The following is a 17,557-nucleotide window of genomic DNA, read 5'->3' on the forward strand; positions in this document are numbered from 1 at the left end:
TGCCGGAAGAAACATTCATCTTTGGGAGGAAAGGATTCATGGATTTTGAGAGCAAGAGTGTTGGAAAAGTTGTAACCATCAAGGCCACCGGACGCATGGACGCCGTGACCGCACCGACTTTTGAGCAGGAATGCATGCGCTGGGTGGAAAAGGGAAATGTTGACTTGATCGTTGATTTTTCCGGTCTGGAGTACATCAGCAGCGCGGGGTTGCGGATTATTCTGGGCGTGGGCAAGAAGCTTAAGGCCCAGGGAGGTTCGTTGACCTTTGGCGGGATGAGCGCCATGGTCAAAGAAGTATTTGATATCTCCGGTTTCGCCTCCATCTTTCCGGTGCATGATTCCGTGGAGGCGGCGCTTGCGGCAAAATAACCCTCCTGGATTTGACCGTCTCTCATTGCCGGCCGAATATTCCTCCCTGGATACTTTCCAGGAGTTTGTCCAGGAGCGTGCGGAATCGGCGGGACTGCCTCCTTCCGCCTACCTGAAGATCGTCATGGTTCAGGAAGAAGTGCTCTTGAACATATTCAAGAACGCCTACCCACCTGAACGCCAGGGGCTTGTGGAATTGGCTTGCGGTCAGCAGGAGGACGGCCAGGGATTCCTGGTGCGCTACACGGACCAGGGACGCCCTTTTGATCCGCTTTCCGCACCTCCGCCGGATGTGACCCTGGATATTGACGACCGCGAAGAGGGCGGACTGGGTATTCTGCTGATGAAAAAAATGAGTCGTTCCCAGCATTATCAACGAGAGGGGGACTCAAATATTCTTGAGCTTGTCTTTGATCCATAATCACTGTTCCTGATTCCAGGAGATGAAGGCGACCCACCAGGGTCGCCTTCTTTTTTGGCTTGCCAAACATTGATGAGATTGGATCGGTATTTGTCGTTTTCGGGGAAGTTCCGGCTGCCTGAGCTGGACTTTTTTTGAGAACGCGTTGCGTAACATGAGTGGTTGGACTGCCTTCAGACATGTGGTTGCAGCGGCGAGGAGAAGGACCTATTATATTGGAGTACGCGTTTTAGAGACGTGGCTCATTCACCATCCGTGTTGCGAATTCCTGAATGCCCTTGCAGACTCCTTCTAACATTTTTCTACCCACTCATTCCGCTTTGATCCTGCACGTGGACATGGATGCATTTTTTGCTTCCGTGGAACAGCTGGATTTTCCGGAATTACGTGGAAAGCCCGTGATTGTCGGCGGTTCTGAGCGGGGGGTGGTTTCGGCGTGCAGTTACGAAGCCCGGCGTTACGGCGTGCATTCCGCCATGCCCATGTTCAAGGCCAAACGTCTCTGTCCGCACGGCGTCTTCGTGCCGGGCCGCATGCGGCGCTATGGCGAAGCGTCCCGTGATGTGATGGCGGTTCTGGAGCGGTTTTCGCCGCTGGTGGAACAGGCTTCCGTGGATGAGGCCTATTTGGATGTCAGTGGTCAGGAGCGGATCTTCGGTCCTCCCGAGCAGCTTGGAACGGCTCTGAAGCTGGCGGTGTTGGAGGCCACCGGGTTGCGGTGTTCCGTGGGTATGGCTCCGGTCAAGTTCCTGGCCAAGATCGCCTCGGACCAGGACAAGCCGGACGGGTTGTTCATCATCCGGCCGGATCAGGTCCAGGCGTTTCTGAGTGAGCTGCCGATTTCCAAAATTCCCGGCGTGGGGCCGCGGGCCGTGGAGAAACTTGCGGTCTTCCGGATACGTACAGCCGGGGATGCGCAACGGTTTTCCGAGGAGTTTTGGCGACAGCGCTTCGGGAAGTGGGGCGAACAGCTGTTCGACCGTGCCCGGGGGATTGATCCTCGAAGAGTGGTCCGCGAGTATGAGGCAAAGAGCGAGGGGGCAGAAAACACATTTGCCGAGGATACCGACGACCGGGAGGAGCTAAAGCGCTGGCTTCTGGACCAAGCCGAGCGCGTAGGGCGGCGCTTGCGCCGAGACAACCACAAGGGACGGACTGTGACCCTGAAGCTCAAGTACAATGATTTCAAGTCGATCACCCGCGCCAGAACCCTTGGCGAGGCGACCAATGCCACACGGGTGATTTTCGAGACCGCGGCATCCCTGCTGGAAAGCGAGGAATTGGTACGCAAGGTCCGTCTGATCGGGGTAAGCGTTTCCAACTTTTCCAACGGTCCATGCCAGCTTCCTCTGTTTCAGGCTCCAAAAGCCCGAGTGGACGAAACCCTGGATCGGACCTTGGACGCCATACGGGACAAGTTCGGGCAGAATGCCATGGTTCGCGGGCGAATTTTTGATTTTCGGAGAAAGTCATGATCAATCACGTCAAGAGCACTTTGTTGCGCAATACGGTAATTTCGGTAATACAGCGACGGATTTCCATGCGACCATTCTGGTCCTTTGTCCTGTTCGTTGTGGTCTGCCTGGCGGGACTTGGCCTGTTCCGGATGGAATCCGACGCGGCGCAAGGCGAGGAGCATATTGAATTCTCTTTCTCGCCCGGAGAAGTTCTGCGGTACAACGTACGCTGGGGCGTCATTCCGGCGGCCCATGCCACCCTGGAAGTGCATCCCATGGTGGAGCTGGACGGACGACTGGCGCATCATTTCGTGATGACCACCAGAACCAATTCGTTTGCCGACTATTTCTACCGCTACCGCAACCACATCGACTCCTTCACGGATATCGACATGAGCCGCTCCCTTAATTTCAACAAGCGCGAGGAAGAACGGTCGCGACGTCGCAATGTGGACGTGCACTTCAACTGGACCCGTGGGGTGGCTCAAGTCACCGAGAACGGCCGGACCAGGGATGGCGCTGAGCTGGTGAATGGAACATTTGATCCGCTGTCGATTTTTTATGTCTTCCGCTCGCGGCCGTTGCATGTGGGCGCGGAGCTGAGCGTTCCGGTTTCAGACGGCAAGAAACTGGTTCATGGAGTGGCGAAAGTGGTTGCCAGGGAGGAAATCAGCATCGAAGGGCGGGTTTTTGATTGTTTCATCGTGGAGCCGGACCTGAAGGACCTGGGCGGAGTTTTTCAGAAGAGTCCGGATGCCGCGCTGCAAATCTGGGTAACTGCCGATGAATCACGGTTACCGGTGCGGGTGCGCAGCAAGGTTGTCGTCGGCTACTTCACGGCCGAACTCGATCTTGAAACTTGATTTGGAGAGATGGAATATGACGTTGAAAGGGTATTCCGGGATCAGGCCCGCTGTCGATCCTGACAAAGGACGTACTTTGCATGCAGGGCAGGCGGACGAGGAGGGAACGGACGGGCTGCGGCCGAAGGAAAGCCAGGAGAATTGGTCGGAAGACTTCGATGACATCCCTCCAGAGCTACTGGACGCAACTGTGGAGATCCTGGACTGTCTGGCCCAGCAGCCGGAGAATGGGAACGCCGTAAATCCGCGGAAGTGATCCTGGACTCCCGGAACAGTCAACCGATTTTTTATGATCGGTAAATTTCTTCTTGCCCTGGTTTCGTGCCGCACCGGGGTGCGGCGGTCCCATGGCGGGTTTTAAATCTTGAGCGAGGTGCTATTCCTGGTCCTTGCGGGACATGGGAAAGTCCACCTTGATCTTGAAGGTCTTCACGGCCGGCAGATTCAGGATTTTGATCCCGGTTTTGGCCGTGATCTCTGCCAGGGTCTCGCGGACCTTTTCCACGCTGGGCGCGATCATCGTGAACCAGACGTTGTACATGTGCTGGCGCAGATAGTTGTGGGTCACGCCGGGATGGCGGTTGACCTCGGCGGTGAAGAGATCCAGCTTGTCCTCCGGAACCCGGGCCGCGCAGAGGGTGCTGGTCCAGCCCAGCTTGCGGGACTGGAAATTTGCTCCGATGCGGCGGATGATGCCCTTGCCTTTCAATGCCCGGACCCTGGCCAAGGCCTCGGCCTCCGTCAATCCGAAGCGTTCGCCGATCCGGGCGTAGGGGCGGGAATCAATGGGAAAATCGGTCTGAATCAGGTCCAGAATTTTCTTGTCGACGGCGTCCATGGCTTAATCCGCTTTCCTTAATTTTTGGGGCTGGTAGGTGCACAAGGGTTCTTCGGCAAGATAGTGACCGTTCATGGTCATGGCCCGAGCCCGGCAGCCCGCGCAGACCTTGTGGTATTCACAGACCCCGCACTTGCCCTGATAGCTTTTCTGATCGCGAAATTCCAAAAACTGCTTCGATTTCTTCCAGATTTCCGGAAACGGCGTGTTCCGTACCTGTCCGCAATCCAATTCCAGATAGCCGCAGGGCTGGACCTGGCCGGTATGGGAGATGAAGCAGAATCCCGTTCCGCCGAGACAGCCCCGGCTGACCGCGTCCAGGCCGAAATTGTCCATGGTCACCGGTATGCCTTCCTCCTTGGCCCGTTGGCGCAGGATGCGCAGGTAATGCGGGGCGCAGGTGGCCTTGAGCTGCATCTTGGTGGTCTTGCGGAAATCGTAAAACCAGTTCAGGACCTCCTCGTATTCCTCACCGGTGATCACTTCCCGGCCCAGATTCGCGCCCCGGCCCGTTGGAACGAGCAAAAAGATGTGCCAGGCAACGGCACCCAGCTTTTCGGCGAGGTGGAAGATCTCCTTGAACTGGCCCAGGTTGTTCCGGGTCACGGTGGTGTTGATCTGGAAGGGCAGATCCACGGACTTCAAATGCTCGATGCCCCGCATGGCCGCGTCGAATGCGCCTTCCACGCCGCGGAATGCGTCATGGCTGGCGGCGTCCGGGCCGTCCAGGGAGATGCTGGCCCGCTGGATGCCGGAATCCTTCATCAGGCGCGCCGTTTCCGCGGTGACCAGGGTTCCGTTGGGCGCCATAACGCAGCGCAGACCCTTGGCGTCGGCATAGCGCACCAGCTCGAAAATATCCTTCCTCAGTAGAGGCTCGCCGCCGGTGAAAATAATGATCGGGTCGCCCACTTCGGGAAAGGTATCGATCAGCGCCTTGGCTTCCTCGGTGGAGAACTCCCCCGGGTAAGGCTCCATGTGCGCCTCGGCCCGGCAATGCTTGCAGGCCAGGTTGCAGGAGCGTGTCACCTCCCAGGCAATCAGGCGGCAGAGGGGAGAGCCGTCGTCCAAGGTCTTAGGCGCACCGGGATGGCCATGGGGATGGCCAATGGGCAGGTTGCCCGGATGTCCTGAAGGGCGTTCCGTGGGATGGCCTGATCCCTGAGTTGTTTGAGAACCGTCCAGTGATCGTTCATGATGATGTGGCGGTCCGGACTGGGGAGCTTTGGATTCTGGGTGCATAATGTACGGGTAGAAAAAATGAAGGTTAACGAAACTGCGCGGGAAGGACCGGCGGGCGCGGGATGCCGCTCACTCCAGCCATTCCAGCACGTTCTCGGTGAAGTAGGTCAGGATCAGATCCGCGCCGGCGCGTTTGATGCCGGTCAGGGTTTCCAGGACCACGGTCTTCTCATCGATCCAGCCGTTCAGGGCCGCGGCCTTGATCATGGCGTACTCGCCGCTGACCTGGTAGGCGGCCAGCGGAACGTCGGTGGTTTCGCGCAGGTCACGGAGAATGTCCAGGTAGGGCAGAGCCGGCTTGACCATCAGCATGTCGGCCCCCTCGTCAAGATCGGCCTGGGCTTCCCGGAAGGCTTCGCGGCGGTTGGCCGGATCCATCTGGTAGGTCTTGCGGTCGCCGAACTGGGGCGGGCTCTCCGCGGCCTCCCGAAAGGGGCCGTAGAAGCCGGATGCGTATTTCACGGCATAGCTCATGATCGGCAGATGCGTGAATCCCTGGCCGTCCAGAGCGTCGCGAATGGCTCCCACCCGGCCGTCCATCATGTCCGATGGGGCAACGATGTCCGCTCCGGCCCGGGCATGGGACAAGGCGACCTTGGCCAGCAGGTCCAGAGTCGGATCGTTGAGCACCTCTTCCCCGGAGATCAGGCCGCAGTGTCCGTGGTCGGTGTATTCGCAAAGGCAGACATCCGTGATCACGCACAGGTCCGGATAGGAACGTTTCAGCGCGGAAACGGCCCGCTGGACAATGCCGTTTTCCGCCCACCCCTGAGAGCCCGTAGCGTCCTTGGTCTTGGGGATGCCGAAAAGTATGCAGGCCGCAAGCCCCAGGTCCACGGCCCGCCCGACGCGCTCCACCAGCTTGTTCAGGCCAAGCTGGTTCTGTCCGGGCATTGCGCCGATGGGCTTGACGAAATTCGAGTCGTCAATATCCACGACAAAATACGGCTGGATCAGATCATGACGGGAGACGGCCGTCTCTCGGACAAGACCGCGCAATGTTGCGGTGCGCCGCAGGCGGCGTCCACGGTGGAAGGTCATTGTATGCTCGGTTGTTGGGATCGTGGGTTTCATCTCGGGACAAACAGCAAGGATTGCGTTCTTGCGGTTCCGGCTCACGCGATCGCAGGGCCTGAGATTTCCTCGTCCGTGAGGTAGCAGGCCGGGTCCGGGGCCCAGATGTCGCCGTGGAAAGCTTCGGAGCGGGCGCGGAAGTTGCCGCCGCAGACGCTCAGGAAGCGACATTCGCCGCAGCGTCCGGTGACGTGGGCCTTCTTGTCCTTGAGTTTGGCCAGGAGTTCAATGTTCGGGTCCATCCAGATTTCCGAAAAGGGGCGCTCCAGGACGTTGCCGAAGGTGTGGTTGCGCCAGAACTGGTCCGCATGAACCTGACCGTCCCAGGAAATGCAGCCGATGCCTCGCCCGGAGTTGTTGCCTTCGTTGAAGGAAAGCAGTTCCCGGACCTCTTCGGCCCGCTTGGGGTCTTCCTGGAGCAGGCGCAGATAGATCAAGGGGCCGTCGGCATGATTGTCCACGGTGAGGACTTCCTTGGGCAAGCCGGCGTCGAACATGGCTTTGGTCTGGTCAATGATCTGGTTGACCACGGCGCGGGTCTGCTCGTGATCCAGGTCCTCGTTGATCAGGTCCGAGCCGCGTCCGGAATAGACCAGATGGTAGAAGCAGATCCGGGGAATTTCCAGGTCGCGGACCAGATCGAACAGCACCGGAACTTCATCCACGTTGCGCTTGTTGATGGTGAAGCGTAGTCCGACCTTGAGGCCCTCGGCCTGACAGTTGGCAATGCCTTCCAGGGCCTTCTTGAAGGAGCCCGGCACGGCCCGAAAGCTGTCGTGCACCGCTTCGCCGCCGTCCAGCGAAATACCAACATAGGAAAGGCCGACTTCCTTGAGTTCGCGGGCCTTTTGCTTCGTGATCAGGGTGCCGTTGGTGGAGATGACGGCGCGCATGTCCTTGGATACGGCATAATGGGCCAGTTCGACCAGATCCTTGCGGACCAGAGGTTCGCCGCCGGAGAAAAGCATGACCGGCGAACCAAAGGCCGCCAGGTCGTCAATCATGGTCTTGGCCTGGGCCGTGGAGATTTCATCCACTCCGTCCGGGTCCACCGCCTTGGCATAGCAGTGCACGCACTTGAGGTTGCAACGCCTGGTCATGTTCCAGACCACGACCGGTTTCTTGTCCTGGGAAAACTGGAGTAGATGCGACGGCAGCTTGCCGGAATGCCGACCGTAGCGCAGGGCGTCGGAGGGTTCGATGGTACCGCAGTAAAGTTTGGATATGCCGATCATGTTTTCCTCATGTTCATAAATTGAGTGCAAAAAGGAGGTATATGTATGTCAAATTTTTCCGGAAGGCAAAGCTCAAATCTTGCTGGAGATAAGCTCGAGTCGTCGCCTTGACAAGGTTTGGGGGAGTTGAGAAATTTCGCTGTCGCATTCCGGACATGAGATCGAATATTTTATATGCAACTGCGGCGATAGTCCGCGCAACGGTTCAATGCTCCGAATGAGTGTGAGGCTGCATAAAATAAACCCAAGTCGGCCTCGAGTGAAATAGTCGCTTTCTGATTTGTAACATCTCGAACCCCAAACATACTCCCTGGATGGTTTACCCCGGATGAAATATCTCCCCTCTCAACTGCTCACCTTGCTGAACACGAAGCCGGCGAAAAGAGATTTGCGGGTTCTGGTAAAGTTCCTGCTGGTTCTCATTTTGCTGGTGACAACCTACACGATCCTTTTTCATGTGATCATGGTGCATTATGAAGGTCGAAACTACTCCTGGGTGACCGGCGTCTACTGGACCCTGGTAACGATGTCCACGCTGGGCTTTGGGGACATCGTTTTTCATACTGATCTGGGGATGCTCTTTTCGGTGACGGTCCTGCTCTCCGGGGTTGTGTTTCTTCTGGTGATGCTTCCGTTCACCTTTATTCAGTTTTTCTATGCGCCGTGGCTGGAATCCTACGCCAAATCGCGCACAATTCGTTCACTGCCCAAGGAGACGGAAGATCACGTGATCATCGTCGGCACGGATGCCGTTTGCCTGAGCCTGCCGCACAAGCTCAAGCAGCATCAGCGGGATTCTTTTCTGGTCGTCGGAGATCAACCACTTGCAATGGCTCTGCAAGATCAGGGTTACAAGGTCGTCCACGGCGACCTGGACGACGGCGAAACCTACAAACGGATTCAGGTTGACAAGGCCGCTCTGGTCGTTGTGAACAACAGCGAGGACAAAATCAACACCAATATCGTCTACACCCTGCGCGAGTTCTGTGAAACTCCCATCGTGACCAACGCCTCGGACGAGGATTCCGTGGACATCCTGCAACTGGCTGGCAGTTCGCAAGTCTATCAGTTCACCAAAATGCTTGGTCAATCCCTGGCGCGCAGAGTGCTTGGCGTGAGCATGCAGGCGAACATCATCGGCAGGTTCGATGAACTGCTGATTGCCGAAGTTCCGGCCATGCGCAGTTCCCTGGAAGGAAAAACCATTCTGGAGAGCCGACTGCGGGAACTGACCGGAATCACCGTTGCCGGAGTATGGGAACGCGGCCGTTTCAAGGTGCCGACCCCGGATACCCTGATTACATCTTCCACAGTGCTTGTGCTGGCCGGTTCGGAACAACAGCTGGCCGTGTATGACGAAATATTCGGAGGAAACTGGAAAAGCGAGGCCCAGGTGCTGATTCTCGGCGGAGGCAGGGTCGGGCGGGCCGCCGCGGATACTCTGAAATCGCGGGACGTGAACTACCGGATCGTGGAGAAGAATATCCGCGCCGTGCGAAGCGGTTCGGAAGAGTACATCCATGGCAGTGCGGCGGACCTGGATACCCTGCGCAAGGCGGGCATCGATACGGCCCCCTCAGTCATCGTGACCACCCACGACGACGACATGAACATTTATCTGACCATCTACTGTCGTCGTCTGCGGCCGGATATCCAGATCATCACCCGGGCCACGCTGGATCGCAACATTTCCAAACTGCACCGTGCAGGCGCCGACCTGGTGATGTCCTATGCCTCCCTCGGAAGAACCAGCATCACCAACTACCTGCTTCAGGACAATACATTGATGGTTTCCGAGGGATTGAACATCTTCAAGACCCCGGTTCCCAGGCAATTGACCGGAAAGACGCTGGAGCAAAGCCGGATCCGTCAAGAAACCGGCTGCAACGTGATCGCCATCGGCCGACAGGGCAAGCTGGACGTCAATCCCGCTCCAGGCAGCTCCATCGCGAAAGACTCCGAACTGATATTGATCGGCGATGCGGAGTCGGAACTCTGTTTCATGGATTTGTACAACAAGAAAAAGGATTGACCACAATGCGAACCCCGGCTCGTCAACCAGTACCAACCCGGTGCAGGAGTCGCTTCTAGTCGCGCAATGTCGCCGTCAGGCGGAGAGGTTTGCGGAGAAGATCCAGGGCGTCGAGGATGGAACGGCACACAACATCCGCCGCGTTCAGGGTCTGCGTGGCCGATCCTTCGTCCTGGAGCAGGGCGATGCCCAAGGCGGCCTTTTGCAGCATCAAGGCGTCATTGCGCCCGTTGCCCACGGCCACGCTGCCGGACGGTTTGAACGATTCCAGATAATCCGCCTTTGCCTTGGCCTGATCCATGTCCGGAATGATCAGCAAATCACAAGGCGTTTCCCCCAACTCTTCCCGCACGCTGCCGAAGGTGTCCGCCGTGAGGACATGGATTTCCAGGGATACGGCCAGTTCCTGCAACCGTTCCCGGACTCCGGGCAGAACTTTTCCGTCCAGGGCCAGGGTTCCGTTGTAGTCCAGAAACAGGTGGTCAAGGTGGAGTGTTTTCCAGCCGGGGATGTCTATGCTCAGCATGATGTTTTCTTAAAGGCATTGTTCAAGGTTCAATGATTTTCTCGGCTGATTGCAAATGCCTCGAAAAATTTCCTGGAGAGTTTTCTGGTCGATAAATTCGTGCAGCGGCTTGTCGATGTCATGCATGAAATCCGGTTTCTCATGATTTTCGCATATTGACGATTCCGAAAGCCGTTCCGCGGCCGGCTCCAAGGCCGGAACAACCTCCCCCGCGGCGAGATCCGGCCGGATCCCGGCATTGTTTCTGATCCAGTGATCCGTTTCGTTGTGCGTACCCAGAAACAGGATGACGAACAAGCCTTCCTTTTTTGTCAGCACCAGCCGGTATCCGCTGACCAGATTGAACTTGAAGCAGTTTTGGATCCTGGCGTCCCCGTATTGGGTCAGTTTGCTGCACAGTCTCTGATCCATTTGATCGCTGTCCGCCAATTCCTGGATGACGGCCTCGGCCTGACGCACGGCAATGCCGGCCCTACCTCCGGCCTTGCGCATTTTGTTCATTTTCTTGTGAAACTGTACCGGATCGTACACAATGGCCGCCATGCTCATACCCTCCACTACAAGAACACAAATGGTTCACAATCAATATAAACGATGTCTAGGTCGGTCATCCAGACGATAAGCGATATTAGAGGACGGAGGGATCGATGAGATCCCTCCGCTTTCATACGTGATATGCCGGGTCGAATTCCGGAACACGGCTCATGACGTGGTAGTGCCTACAGGATCTTGAACTCATGAACCTGGTTGGTCCTGGAGTCGATGACGTGCACGCCGCAGGCGATGCAGGGATCGAAGGAGTGCACGGTGCGCAAGAGTTCCACGGGGCGCTTCGGGTCGGCGATGGGCGTGTCGATCAGCGCCTCTTCCACCGGTCCGAGCTTGCCCTTGTCGCAACGCGGTCCCAGGTTCCAGGTGGATGGCACCACCAGTTGGAAGTTCTCGATCTTGCCGCCCTTGATCTTGATCCAGTGGCTCAGGGCGCCGCGGGAAACATCCGCAAAACCGACGCCTTCAGCTTCATCCGGCATTTCATGATCTACGACGAGCTTGGTGTTGCCGCTCTTCACATTTTCCACCAGTTCATCCAGCCAGTCTTCGTTCTTCTGGGCAACGGTCAGAGCCTTGATGCCGCGGGCCGCGGTCCGACCCAGGGTGGAATGCAGAGCCTCGGGGCCCACGCCGAGATGGTTGAGGACCATGTCCACGGCGGCCTTTGTCTCCGGATGTCCCTTGGCGTAAGCCACAAGCACGGAGGCCAGGGGGCCGACTTCCATGGGTTCGTCCATGTAACGGGGTGCTTTCGACCAGGAATAGCGCTGCTTGTCGTCCAGACTGGTATACTTGGGTTCGGTTACGCCGTCGTACGGATGGCGTGCCTGCGTGCCTTCGTACCAGCTGGCGGCCACATGTTCATAGATGGCGTTCGGATCAACCTTCTGAACGTTGGCCAGGTCGCGGTTCATGATCACCCCCGGAGGCAGCCAACGACTTTCCAGATCCCGTTCGTTCTTCGGGAACTCACCAAAGCTCAGGTAGTTCGTGCATCCGCCGATGCCGGCCCAGTCCTTGTAATAGGAGGCAATGGCCAACAAGTCCGGGATATAGACCTGTTCGATGAACTGGCGGGTCTCCCGGTACAGGCCGCGGTATTCCTCAAGGCGTTCCGGCCGCAGGGCATCGTAACAGGTCACGCCGCCGCTGATGGTGAACTGGGTGTGCGGTACCTTCCCGCCGAATACGGCCATGGCGCGGGAAGCCTTGATCTGAAAACCCAATGCTTCCAGATAATGGGCCGTGCCGATGAGATTCACCTCGGGCGGGAGATAGTAGGCCGGGTGGCCGCCCAGGAAGTCGGCATTGGTGAAGATTCCGAGTTGTCCCTGTTCGACGAAAGCCGCCAGTCTGGTCTGCACGGCCTTGAGGTCGTCGGCGGAAGTGGGGCGGGGGGAGATGTTGTTGGCGATCTTGGCGGCCTGGATCGGATCAGCTTGCAAGGCACTGGTCACATCCACCCAGTCCAGGGCATGCAGGACATAGAAATGGATGAGATGGTCGACCATGAACTGGGATGCGAGCACCAGATTCCGGATGAGCCTGGCATTGTCCGGGATTTCCACGCCCACGGCATCATCCAGGCAGCGGACGGATGCCAGGGCATGGGTGTAGGTGCAGACGCCGCAGGCGCGCTGCGTGAAGTGCTGCGCGTCTCGAGGGTCGCGTCCTTTAAGGATGGTTTCCAGTCCGCGGTACAACTGGGAGCTGGAACGGGCATTCACGACCTTGCCGTTGTCGACTTCCACTTCCAGACGCAAATGTCCCTCGATTCGGGTCAAGGGATCAACGACAATGGGTCCGGAATAGGTGCTTTGGGGTGTTGCCGCAACAACCGGCGCGGCTTGTGGCTTACAGCCTGACATATTTATGACCTCCCTCTTTTGTTGTTTGAATTATCAGAGACGAAGCTAAAAGTCGGCTCATAGAATGGGCTCAATTGATCCCAGAACTTCGGCTCGCTGCAACCGATGCACGGGTGACCGGCTTCCACGGGCCAGTTCGTCTCGTTGAATTTGATCTTGGGGCAGTTGTTGTACGTATCCGGACCCTTGCAGCCTACTTCGTACAGACACCAACCGTTTCGCGCCTCTTCGGAATCAAAGGACATGGCGAACTCGTAGTTGTAGAAGTGGTCCAGACGTTCGCACAGTTCGTGAACGGATTCGCCGAAGAACATTCGCGGACGGTTCAGGGAATCCAGCGCCGGCATGCCTTCGGTCAGCAAATGGACCACAGTGCCGACGAAGTTGTAAGGGTTGGGCGGACAGCCGGCCACGTTGATTGCCTGCACCGGCAGGTTGAGGTGTTTCATCAGTTCGTTTACGCCCATGGACTCAGTGGGATTGGGGTGAGCCGCCTGGATGCCGCCGAAGTTCGCGCATGCGCCGATGGCGATCACGGCCTTGGCCTTGGGCAGATATTTCTCGGCCATCTCCAGCATGGTATGTCCGCCGACCATGCCATAGACTCCATTGTCCTTGGTGGGGATGGCGCCTTCGACTACGGCGATGAATCCATGGGGCGAGGTTACGGCCTGATGCAGGGCGTCTTCCGCTGCGTCGCCGGCCGCGGCCATCAATGTTTCATGATAATCCATCGAGATGGTGTCCAGGAGCAGTTCGTCGATATAGGGGTTGACCGTACGAACCACGGCCATGGAGCAACCGGTGCATTCCGCAAAATGGAAGTAGACCACGGATGGCCTGCGAGGATTGGTGAGCGCCGCCGCCACCTGCTTGGCAAACGAGGCCTCCATGCCCATGACCGCAGCGACAGTAGCGCAAAACTTCATGAAATCTCGCCGATTCACGCCGCGGTTTTCGAGCCGTTCAACGGCTCCTTCCTTTGCCAAGCCGACACTGATTTTCATAATTTACCTCCGTCTAAAGAGTTGATCGAGTCTCACTCCAATTCCTGTATTGATAAATGACGATCTCTTGGAGCAAATATATGAGTTTACGAACACTGCGAGGCATTCGCCTAAATGATCCAGCAGTACGACTCGAGATGGGACATCCTTCCAACAATTGATCCAGGTTGGGAGTGGTCCCGCCCTGATGGCAAGGTTATCTTTTTGAGGACTTCAATGATTTGAAATATGAGGCCATAAGTTTGGACTTGTTAAATTTGTAACAAGTGACAAGATGATTTCGCGTAATACTCCACTTGTGCCATTTTCTGCGTAAATATTGTTTCTGGTTAAACTTATTTCACGCTGAAATGTCAAATAGATTAAATGAATGCATTCCCATGACCTTGATAGAGGATTTCTGTAGAACCGGACCGAACACCGCACCAATCAGAGGTCCCCGCAGTGTTCCGGGCAGTTGGGGGGGCGTAACCGTGTTCGGGGCAGGGGATTGCTATTGGGATATCTTTCAGCGAATATTATTTGTTTGACTACAATATTGACCGAATACGACGAGGAGACGAAATGGAAATTACATTGCACGTACAAGGCGTCCACAATTGTGAGGCGCTTGTTTTTTTTGCTTTTGAAAAGGAAGGCGAGATGATGCCCGCGTTCAAGACCTGGTTGGGCGAAAAGGGCGCGTGGCTGGCTGAGAATCCATTGTTGATCGGTTTTTCCGGGCGCAAGAAATCCGTGCGTTATTTTTTTTCTCCGACGGGCACCGAAAGTCCGATGGTGATTCTGGTGGGATTGGGCAAGCGTGATGTATTCATGGTTCGGGAACTGCGTCAGGCCGTTGCCGCGGCCATGGGCTGCGCCGCGGATCTGGAATTAAAGTGTCTTGGCCTGGATGTTGCCGTTCTGGCCGACACAGGGCTGGAAGCGACCCTGGCTGTGGAAGAGGCGATATGTGCCGTCGAAACGGCAGCCTACAAATTCGAAAGGCTGAAGACCAATGACAACGGCCCGAAAAAGAATCCCACGGAATTTCGACTCATTGCAGCGGCCGAATCAGAAGCGAATCTTCGCGGATCCATGGACAAGGCCAGGGCTGTCGGGATGGGGCTGCGTCTGACCCGCGACCTAGTGAACATGCCTTCCAATCTGGCTACGCCGGAGTATCTGGCGACAGCGGCCCGGGAAACGGCAAAGCGCCATGATTTCGGGATCGAGGTGCTCGAGGCGGATGAAATCGAGGCCCTGGGCATGGGTGCTTTTGCGGCTGTTTTTCAGGCCAGACGGGAACAAGCCCGGTTGATCATCCTGGATACGCATCCGGACCAGGGAGCAGAAAGCCAAAGCCGGACTGAAGCCGCGGAAGCGGACAAGCCCCTGGTGGTCATCGGCAAGGGCATCACTTTCGACACCGGCGGCATTTCCCTCAAACCCAGCCAGGGCATGGAGGAGATGAAGGGCGATATGGCCGGGGCCGCCGCGGTGATCGGTTTTTTTGAGGCCTACGGGCAATTGAAGTCCCGGCGGCGCGTGGTGGGGATCATTCCATGTACGGAAAACCTCACTGGTTCACGGGCCATCAAACCCGGAGAGGTGGTCAAGACCTTTTCCGGCAAGAGCGTGGAGATCGTGAACACGGATGCCGAGGGGCGGCTGCTGCTGTGTGATGTGTTGAGCTATGCCGGAAAATACGATCCGCACGGCATTGTGGACTTGGCCACTCTGACCGGCGCCATGGTCGTGGCCCTGGGACCGCAGATCGCCGGAGCATTCACCCCCCAGAAGTCTCTCTCCGCCCTGATCCGCGAAATCGGAGAGCGGGTCGGCGAACCCTGCTGGCCCATGCCGTTATGGGAAGGATATCAGGAGGAACTCAAGAGTGAAGTGGCGGATCTGAAGAACGTCGGCAGCCGGGAGGGCGGCGCCATCCATGCGGCCATGTTCCTGCAGCGCTTCGTTCCGAAGAACACGCCTTGGATTCACGTGGACATTGCCGGTCCGGCCTATTCAAAGAAGAAAACAGACTTGGGCATTTCCGGCGGCACCGGCTTCGGCGTGCGAACGCTGCTGGAACTGGTTCAGGAGTGGCCCGAGAATTTTATCGACGATGGAGAGCGGAGTTAACTTTGTCCGGTGAAATTCCGTTTGCCTTGCATCGCTAGAATTTTTGGTGAGGACCGCAAGATGCTTGCAACATGAAGGAGGTGAAAGCTAAGGTCGCGGTCATGCGGCCCCTGATTCTCGTCTCCGCGCCCTGGGCGCTGTACAACAGGCCTTCCATCCAGCTCGGGGCGCTCAAAGCCCATCTGCGGCAATGCTTTCCGGACCTGCCCGTTCGGGCCGAGCATTTTCATCTCCAGGCCGCGGCGCATATCGGTTATCCTTTGTATCAAGCCGTTTCGGAGCGGACCTGGATCGCGGAATGCGTTGCCGCGGCGCTGCTGTTTCCGGAGCAGGCTCCCCGCATCGAGCAGCTTTTCGCGCGGGAAAGCCGGCAGAGTAGGGTGGTGCGCCAGGCTGGACTGCCGTTATTGACCTCTGCTCTGGAAGATGCCTGTGATCGCTTCATCGACGGCATTTGCTGGGGTGACCATGGTCTGGCCGGGTTCAGCGTCTCCCTTTGTCAGTTGACCGCTTCCCTGTACCTGATCCGTCGCATCAAGGCGCGTTTTCCGGCCCTGACCGTGGTGGTGGGCGGCTCCACCTTTTCCGGGGAATCTTTTGAAACCCTGACCGGTCTGTTTCCGGAAATCAATCACTTGATCCGCGGAGAGGGCGAGACGGCTCTGGCCGATTTGGCGGATGCCGTGTGCCGCAACGGTGCGGCACCGGACGAAAGTCCCCTTGAACATCACCAGGTTTGTCAGATTCAGGATCTGGACAGCCTGCCCGCGCCGGATTTCGACGAATATTTCGCGTTGCTCCAAAGCCTGGCGCGGGAGAAGCGTTTCTTCCCCGTGCTGCCGGTGGAAGCCTCCAGGGGCTGCTGGTGGCAAAAAACCGTTGATGACTCGTCGGCACGGGGCTGCGCTTTCTGCAACCTGAATCTGCAGTGGCGGGGATATCGCGCCAAGTCGGCGGGAAAAATCGTCGCGGAGATCGAACACCTGAGCGACCGGCACAAGGTGCTGGCCTTCTCCTTCATGGACAATCTGCTGCCGCGCAAGGGAGCAGGGGAGCTGTTCGTCTCCCTGGCCGACAGCGGAAAGCAGTACCGGCTGTTCGGAGAGATCCGCGCGGATACGCCCGCGAACATGCTGGCGGCCATGCGCCGGGTCGGGATGCGGGAGCTGCAGGTGGGCGTCGAGGCGCTGAGCAGCAGGCTGCTGGCCAGGATGAACAAGGGCTCCAGCGCACTGGACAATATCGAGATGATGCGCCATTGCGAAGCTCTGGGCATGCATCACGGCGGCAATCTTTTGATGAGTTTTCCCGGCAGCACCGCTGAGGAGATCCGGGAGACCCTGGACAATCTGGAATATGCCGCGCATTTTCGCCCCCTGAAGCCGGTTTCCTTCTGGCTGGGCCTGGAGAGCCCGGTGTTTCAACGGCCCGATCAATACGGCATCCGGCTGACGGGCAATGATCCGCGCTGGAGCGCCCTGTTCCCGGCGTCCGTGATCGAGGGCATGCGGCTGATGATCCAGGGCTACTCCGGAAGTCGGGGAGCGCAGCGCAGGATGTGGGCGCCCGTGGCGGCCAGGGTGCAGCAATGGAGCAGGGAGTACGACATGCTGATGCGCGGACCTGATCCGGAACCGGTTCTGGGATATCAGGACGGCAGGGACTTCCTGATCATCACCCAGAGAAAGGCCCATGGCACAAGCGCGGTTCACCGCCTGCCCCAGGCCTCGCGCCAGGTCTATCTGTTCTGCCGCACCAGTCGATCCCGGGAGCAAATCCAGGCCCGGTTTCCCCGGTTGCCGGCGGACAAGCTGGAAAATTTTCTGCGCATGATGCTGGACAAGCGCCTGATGTTCGAGGAAGGTGATCGATTTCTCAGTCTGGCCGTGCCTTTGGAACGCGGGGCAGAAAGCCCTTTGTTCGAAGTGCCGTAATATCATTCACGTTGAG

General features: G+C 57.6%; 16 protein-coding genes. 8 read left to right on the top strand and 8 right to left on the bottom strand.

Annotated elements, in window-relative coordinates; translation table 11 throughout:
- Nucleotides 1-38: 38 nt before the first annotated feature.
- The 5 genes from BLP93_RS07670 (at nucleotide 39) to BLP93_RS07690 (ending at nucleotide 3,368) form a co-directional block, all read left to right on the top strand.
- Nucleotides 39-371, top strand: coding sequence for an STAS domain-containing protein (locus tag BLP93_RS07670; RefSeq protein WP_092119932.1), 333 nt, complete (start codon nucleotides 39-41; stop codon nucleotides 369-371).
- On the top strand, nucleotides 358-792 hold the full coding sequence (locus tag BLP93_RS07675; protein WP_161946238.1) for an ATP-binding protein: 435 nt from the start codon (nucleotides 358-360) through the stop codon (nucleotides 790-792). The genes BLP93_RS07670 and BLP93_RS07675 overlap by 14 nt, the downstream gene beginning before the upstream one ends.
- A gap of 272 nt (nucleotides 793-1,064) precedes the next feature.
- The gene (locus BLP93_RS07680) at nucleotides 1,065-2,267 is read left to right on the top strand and encodes a DNA polymerase IV (protein WP_092119544.1); all 1,203 of its coding nucleotides are present in this window, start codon (nucleotides 1,065-1,067) and stop codon (nucleotides 2,265-2,267) included.
- Nucleotides 2,264-3,112: a DUF3108 domain-containing protein gene (locus BLP93_RS07685; protein WP_092119547.1), complete on the top strand. Its 849-nt coding sequence runs from the start codon at nucleotides 2,264-2,266 to the stop codon at nucleotides 3,110-3,112. Before BLP93_RS07680 ends, BLP93_RS07685 begins: the two co-directional genes overlap by 4 nt.
- Before the next feature lie 16 nt (nucleotides 3,113-3,128).
- Nucleotides 3,129-3,368, top strand: coding sequence for a hypothetical protein (locus BLP93_RS07690; protein ID WP_092119550.1), 240 nt, complete (start codon nucleotides 3,129-3,131; stop codon nucleotides 3,366-3,368).
- 120 nt (nucleotides 3,369-3,488) lie between these two features.
- Here the strand turns inward: BLP93_RS07690 and ahbA are convergent, their stop codons facing one another.
- The 4 genes from ahbA to ahbC form a co-directional block, all read right to left on the bottom strand.
- Nucleotides 3,489-3,950, bottom strand: a complete 462-nt coding sequence (gene ahbA / locus BLP93_RS07695) for a siroheme decarboxylase subunit alpha (RefSeq protein WP_092119553.1) — start codon at nucleotides 3,948-3,950, stop codon at nucleotides 3,489-3,491.
- Between the two features lie 3 nt (nucleotides 3,951-3,953).
- The gene (gene ahbD, locus BLP93_RS07700; protein ID WP_092119556.1) at nucleotides 3,954-5,192 is read right to left on the bottom strand and encodes a heme b synthase; all 1,239 of its coding nucleotides are present in this window, start codon (nucleotides 5,190-5,192) and stop codon (nucleotides 3,954-3,956) included.
- A gap of 69 nt (nucleotides 5,193-5,261) precedes the next feature.
- On the bottom strand, nucleotides 5,262-6,233 hold the full coding sequence (hemB, locus tag BLP93_RS07705) for a porphobilinogen synthase (protein WP_092119559.1): 972 nt from the start codon (nucleotides 6,231-6,233) through the stop codon (nucleotides 5,262-5,264).
- A gap of 74 nt (nucleotides 6,234-6,307) precedes the next feature.
- Nucleotides 6,308-7,501: a 12,18-didecarboxysiroheme deacetylase gene (ahbC, locus tag BLP93_RS07710; protein ID WP_092119562.1), complete on the bottom strand. Its 1,194-nt coding sequence runs from the start codon at nucleotides 7,499-7,501 to the stop codon at nucleotides 6,308-6,310.
- Nucleotides 7,502-7,829: 328 nt separating this feature from the next.
- Here ahbC and BLP93_RS07715 point away from each other — a divergent pair, with 328 nt between their 5' ends.
- Nucleotides 7,830-9,533, top strand: a complete 1,704-nt coding sequence (locus tag BLP93_RS07715; protein ID WP_092119565.1) for a potassium channel family protein — start codon at nucleotides 7,830-7,832, stop codon at nucleotides 9,531-9,533.
- 55 nt (nucleotides 9,534-9,588) lie between these two features.
- Here BLP93_RS07715 and BLP93_RS07720 read toward each other — a convergent pair whose 3' ends face one another.
- From BLP93_RS07720 to BLP93_RS07735, 4 genes are all read right to left on the bottom strand, one after another.
- Nucleotides 9,589-10,059: an HAD family hydrolase gene (locus tag BLP93_RS07720; protein ID WP_092119567.1), complete on the bottom strand. Its 471-nt coding sequence runs from the start codon at nucleotides 10,057-10,059 to the stop codon at nucleotides 9,589-9,591.
- A gap of 9 nt (nucleotides 10,060-10,068) precedes the next feature.
- Nucleotides 10,069-10,602, bottom strand: coding sequence for a hypothetical protein (locus BLP93_RS07725; protein WP_139162950.1), 534 nt, complete (start codon nucleotides 10,600-10,602; stop codon nucleotides 10,069-10,071).
- Nucleotides 10,603-10,778: 176 nt separating this feature from the next.
- Nucleotides 10,779-12,479, bottom strand: a complete 1,701-nt coding sequence (locus BLP93_RS07730) for a nickel-dependent hydrogenase large subunit (protein WP_092119573.1) — start codon at nucleotides 12,477-12,479, stop codon at nucleotides 10,779-10,781.
- A gap of 2 nt (nucleotides 12,480-12,481) precedes the next feature.
- Nucleotides 12,482-13,486, bottom strand: coding sequence for a hydrogenase small subunit (locus BLP93_RS07735; RefSeq protein WP_092119575.1), 1,005 nt, complete (start codon nucleotides 13,484-13,486; stop codon nucleotides 12,482-12,484).
- Nucleotides 13,487-14,050: 564 nt separating this feature from the next.
- Between BLP93_RS07735 and BLP93_RS07740 the strand changes: the two genes are divergently transcribed.
- Both BLP93_RS07740 and BLP93_RS07745 read left to right on the top strand, forming a co-directional pair.
- Nucleotides 14,051-15,607: a leucyl aminopeptidase gene (locus BLP93_RS07740; protein ID WP_092119578.1), complete on the top strand. Its 1,557-nt coding sequence runs from the start codon at nucleotides 14,051-14,053 to the stop codon at nucleotides 15,605-15,607.
- A gap of 71 nt (nucleotides 15,608-15,678) precedes the next feature.
- Entirely contained in the window at nucleotides 15,679-17,541 is a 1,863-nt protein-coding gene (locus BLP93_RS07745; RefSeq protein ID WP_092119581.1) for a RiPP maturation radical SAM C-methyltransferase, read from the top strand.
- Nucleotides 17,542-17,557: the final 16 nt, after the last annotated feature.

Origin of the sequence: Desulfonatronum thiosulfatophilum (genome assembly GCF_900104215.1) — a bacterium.
Taxonomy (GTDB): domain Bacteria; phylum Desulfobacterota; class Desulfovibrionia; order Desulfovibrionales; family Desulfonatronaceae; genus Desulfonatronum; species Desulfonatronum thiosulfatophilum.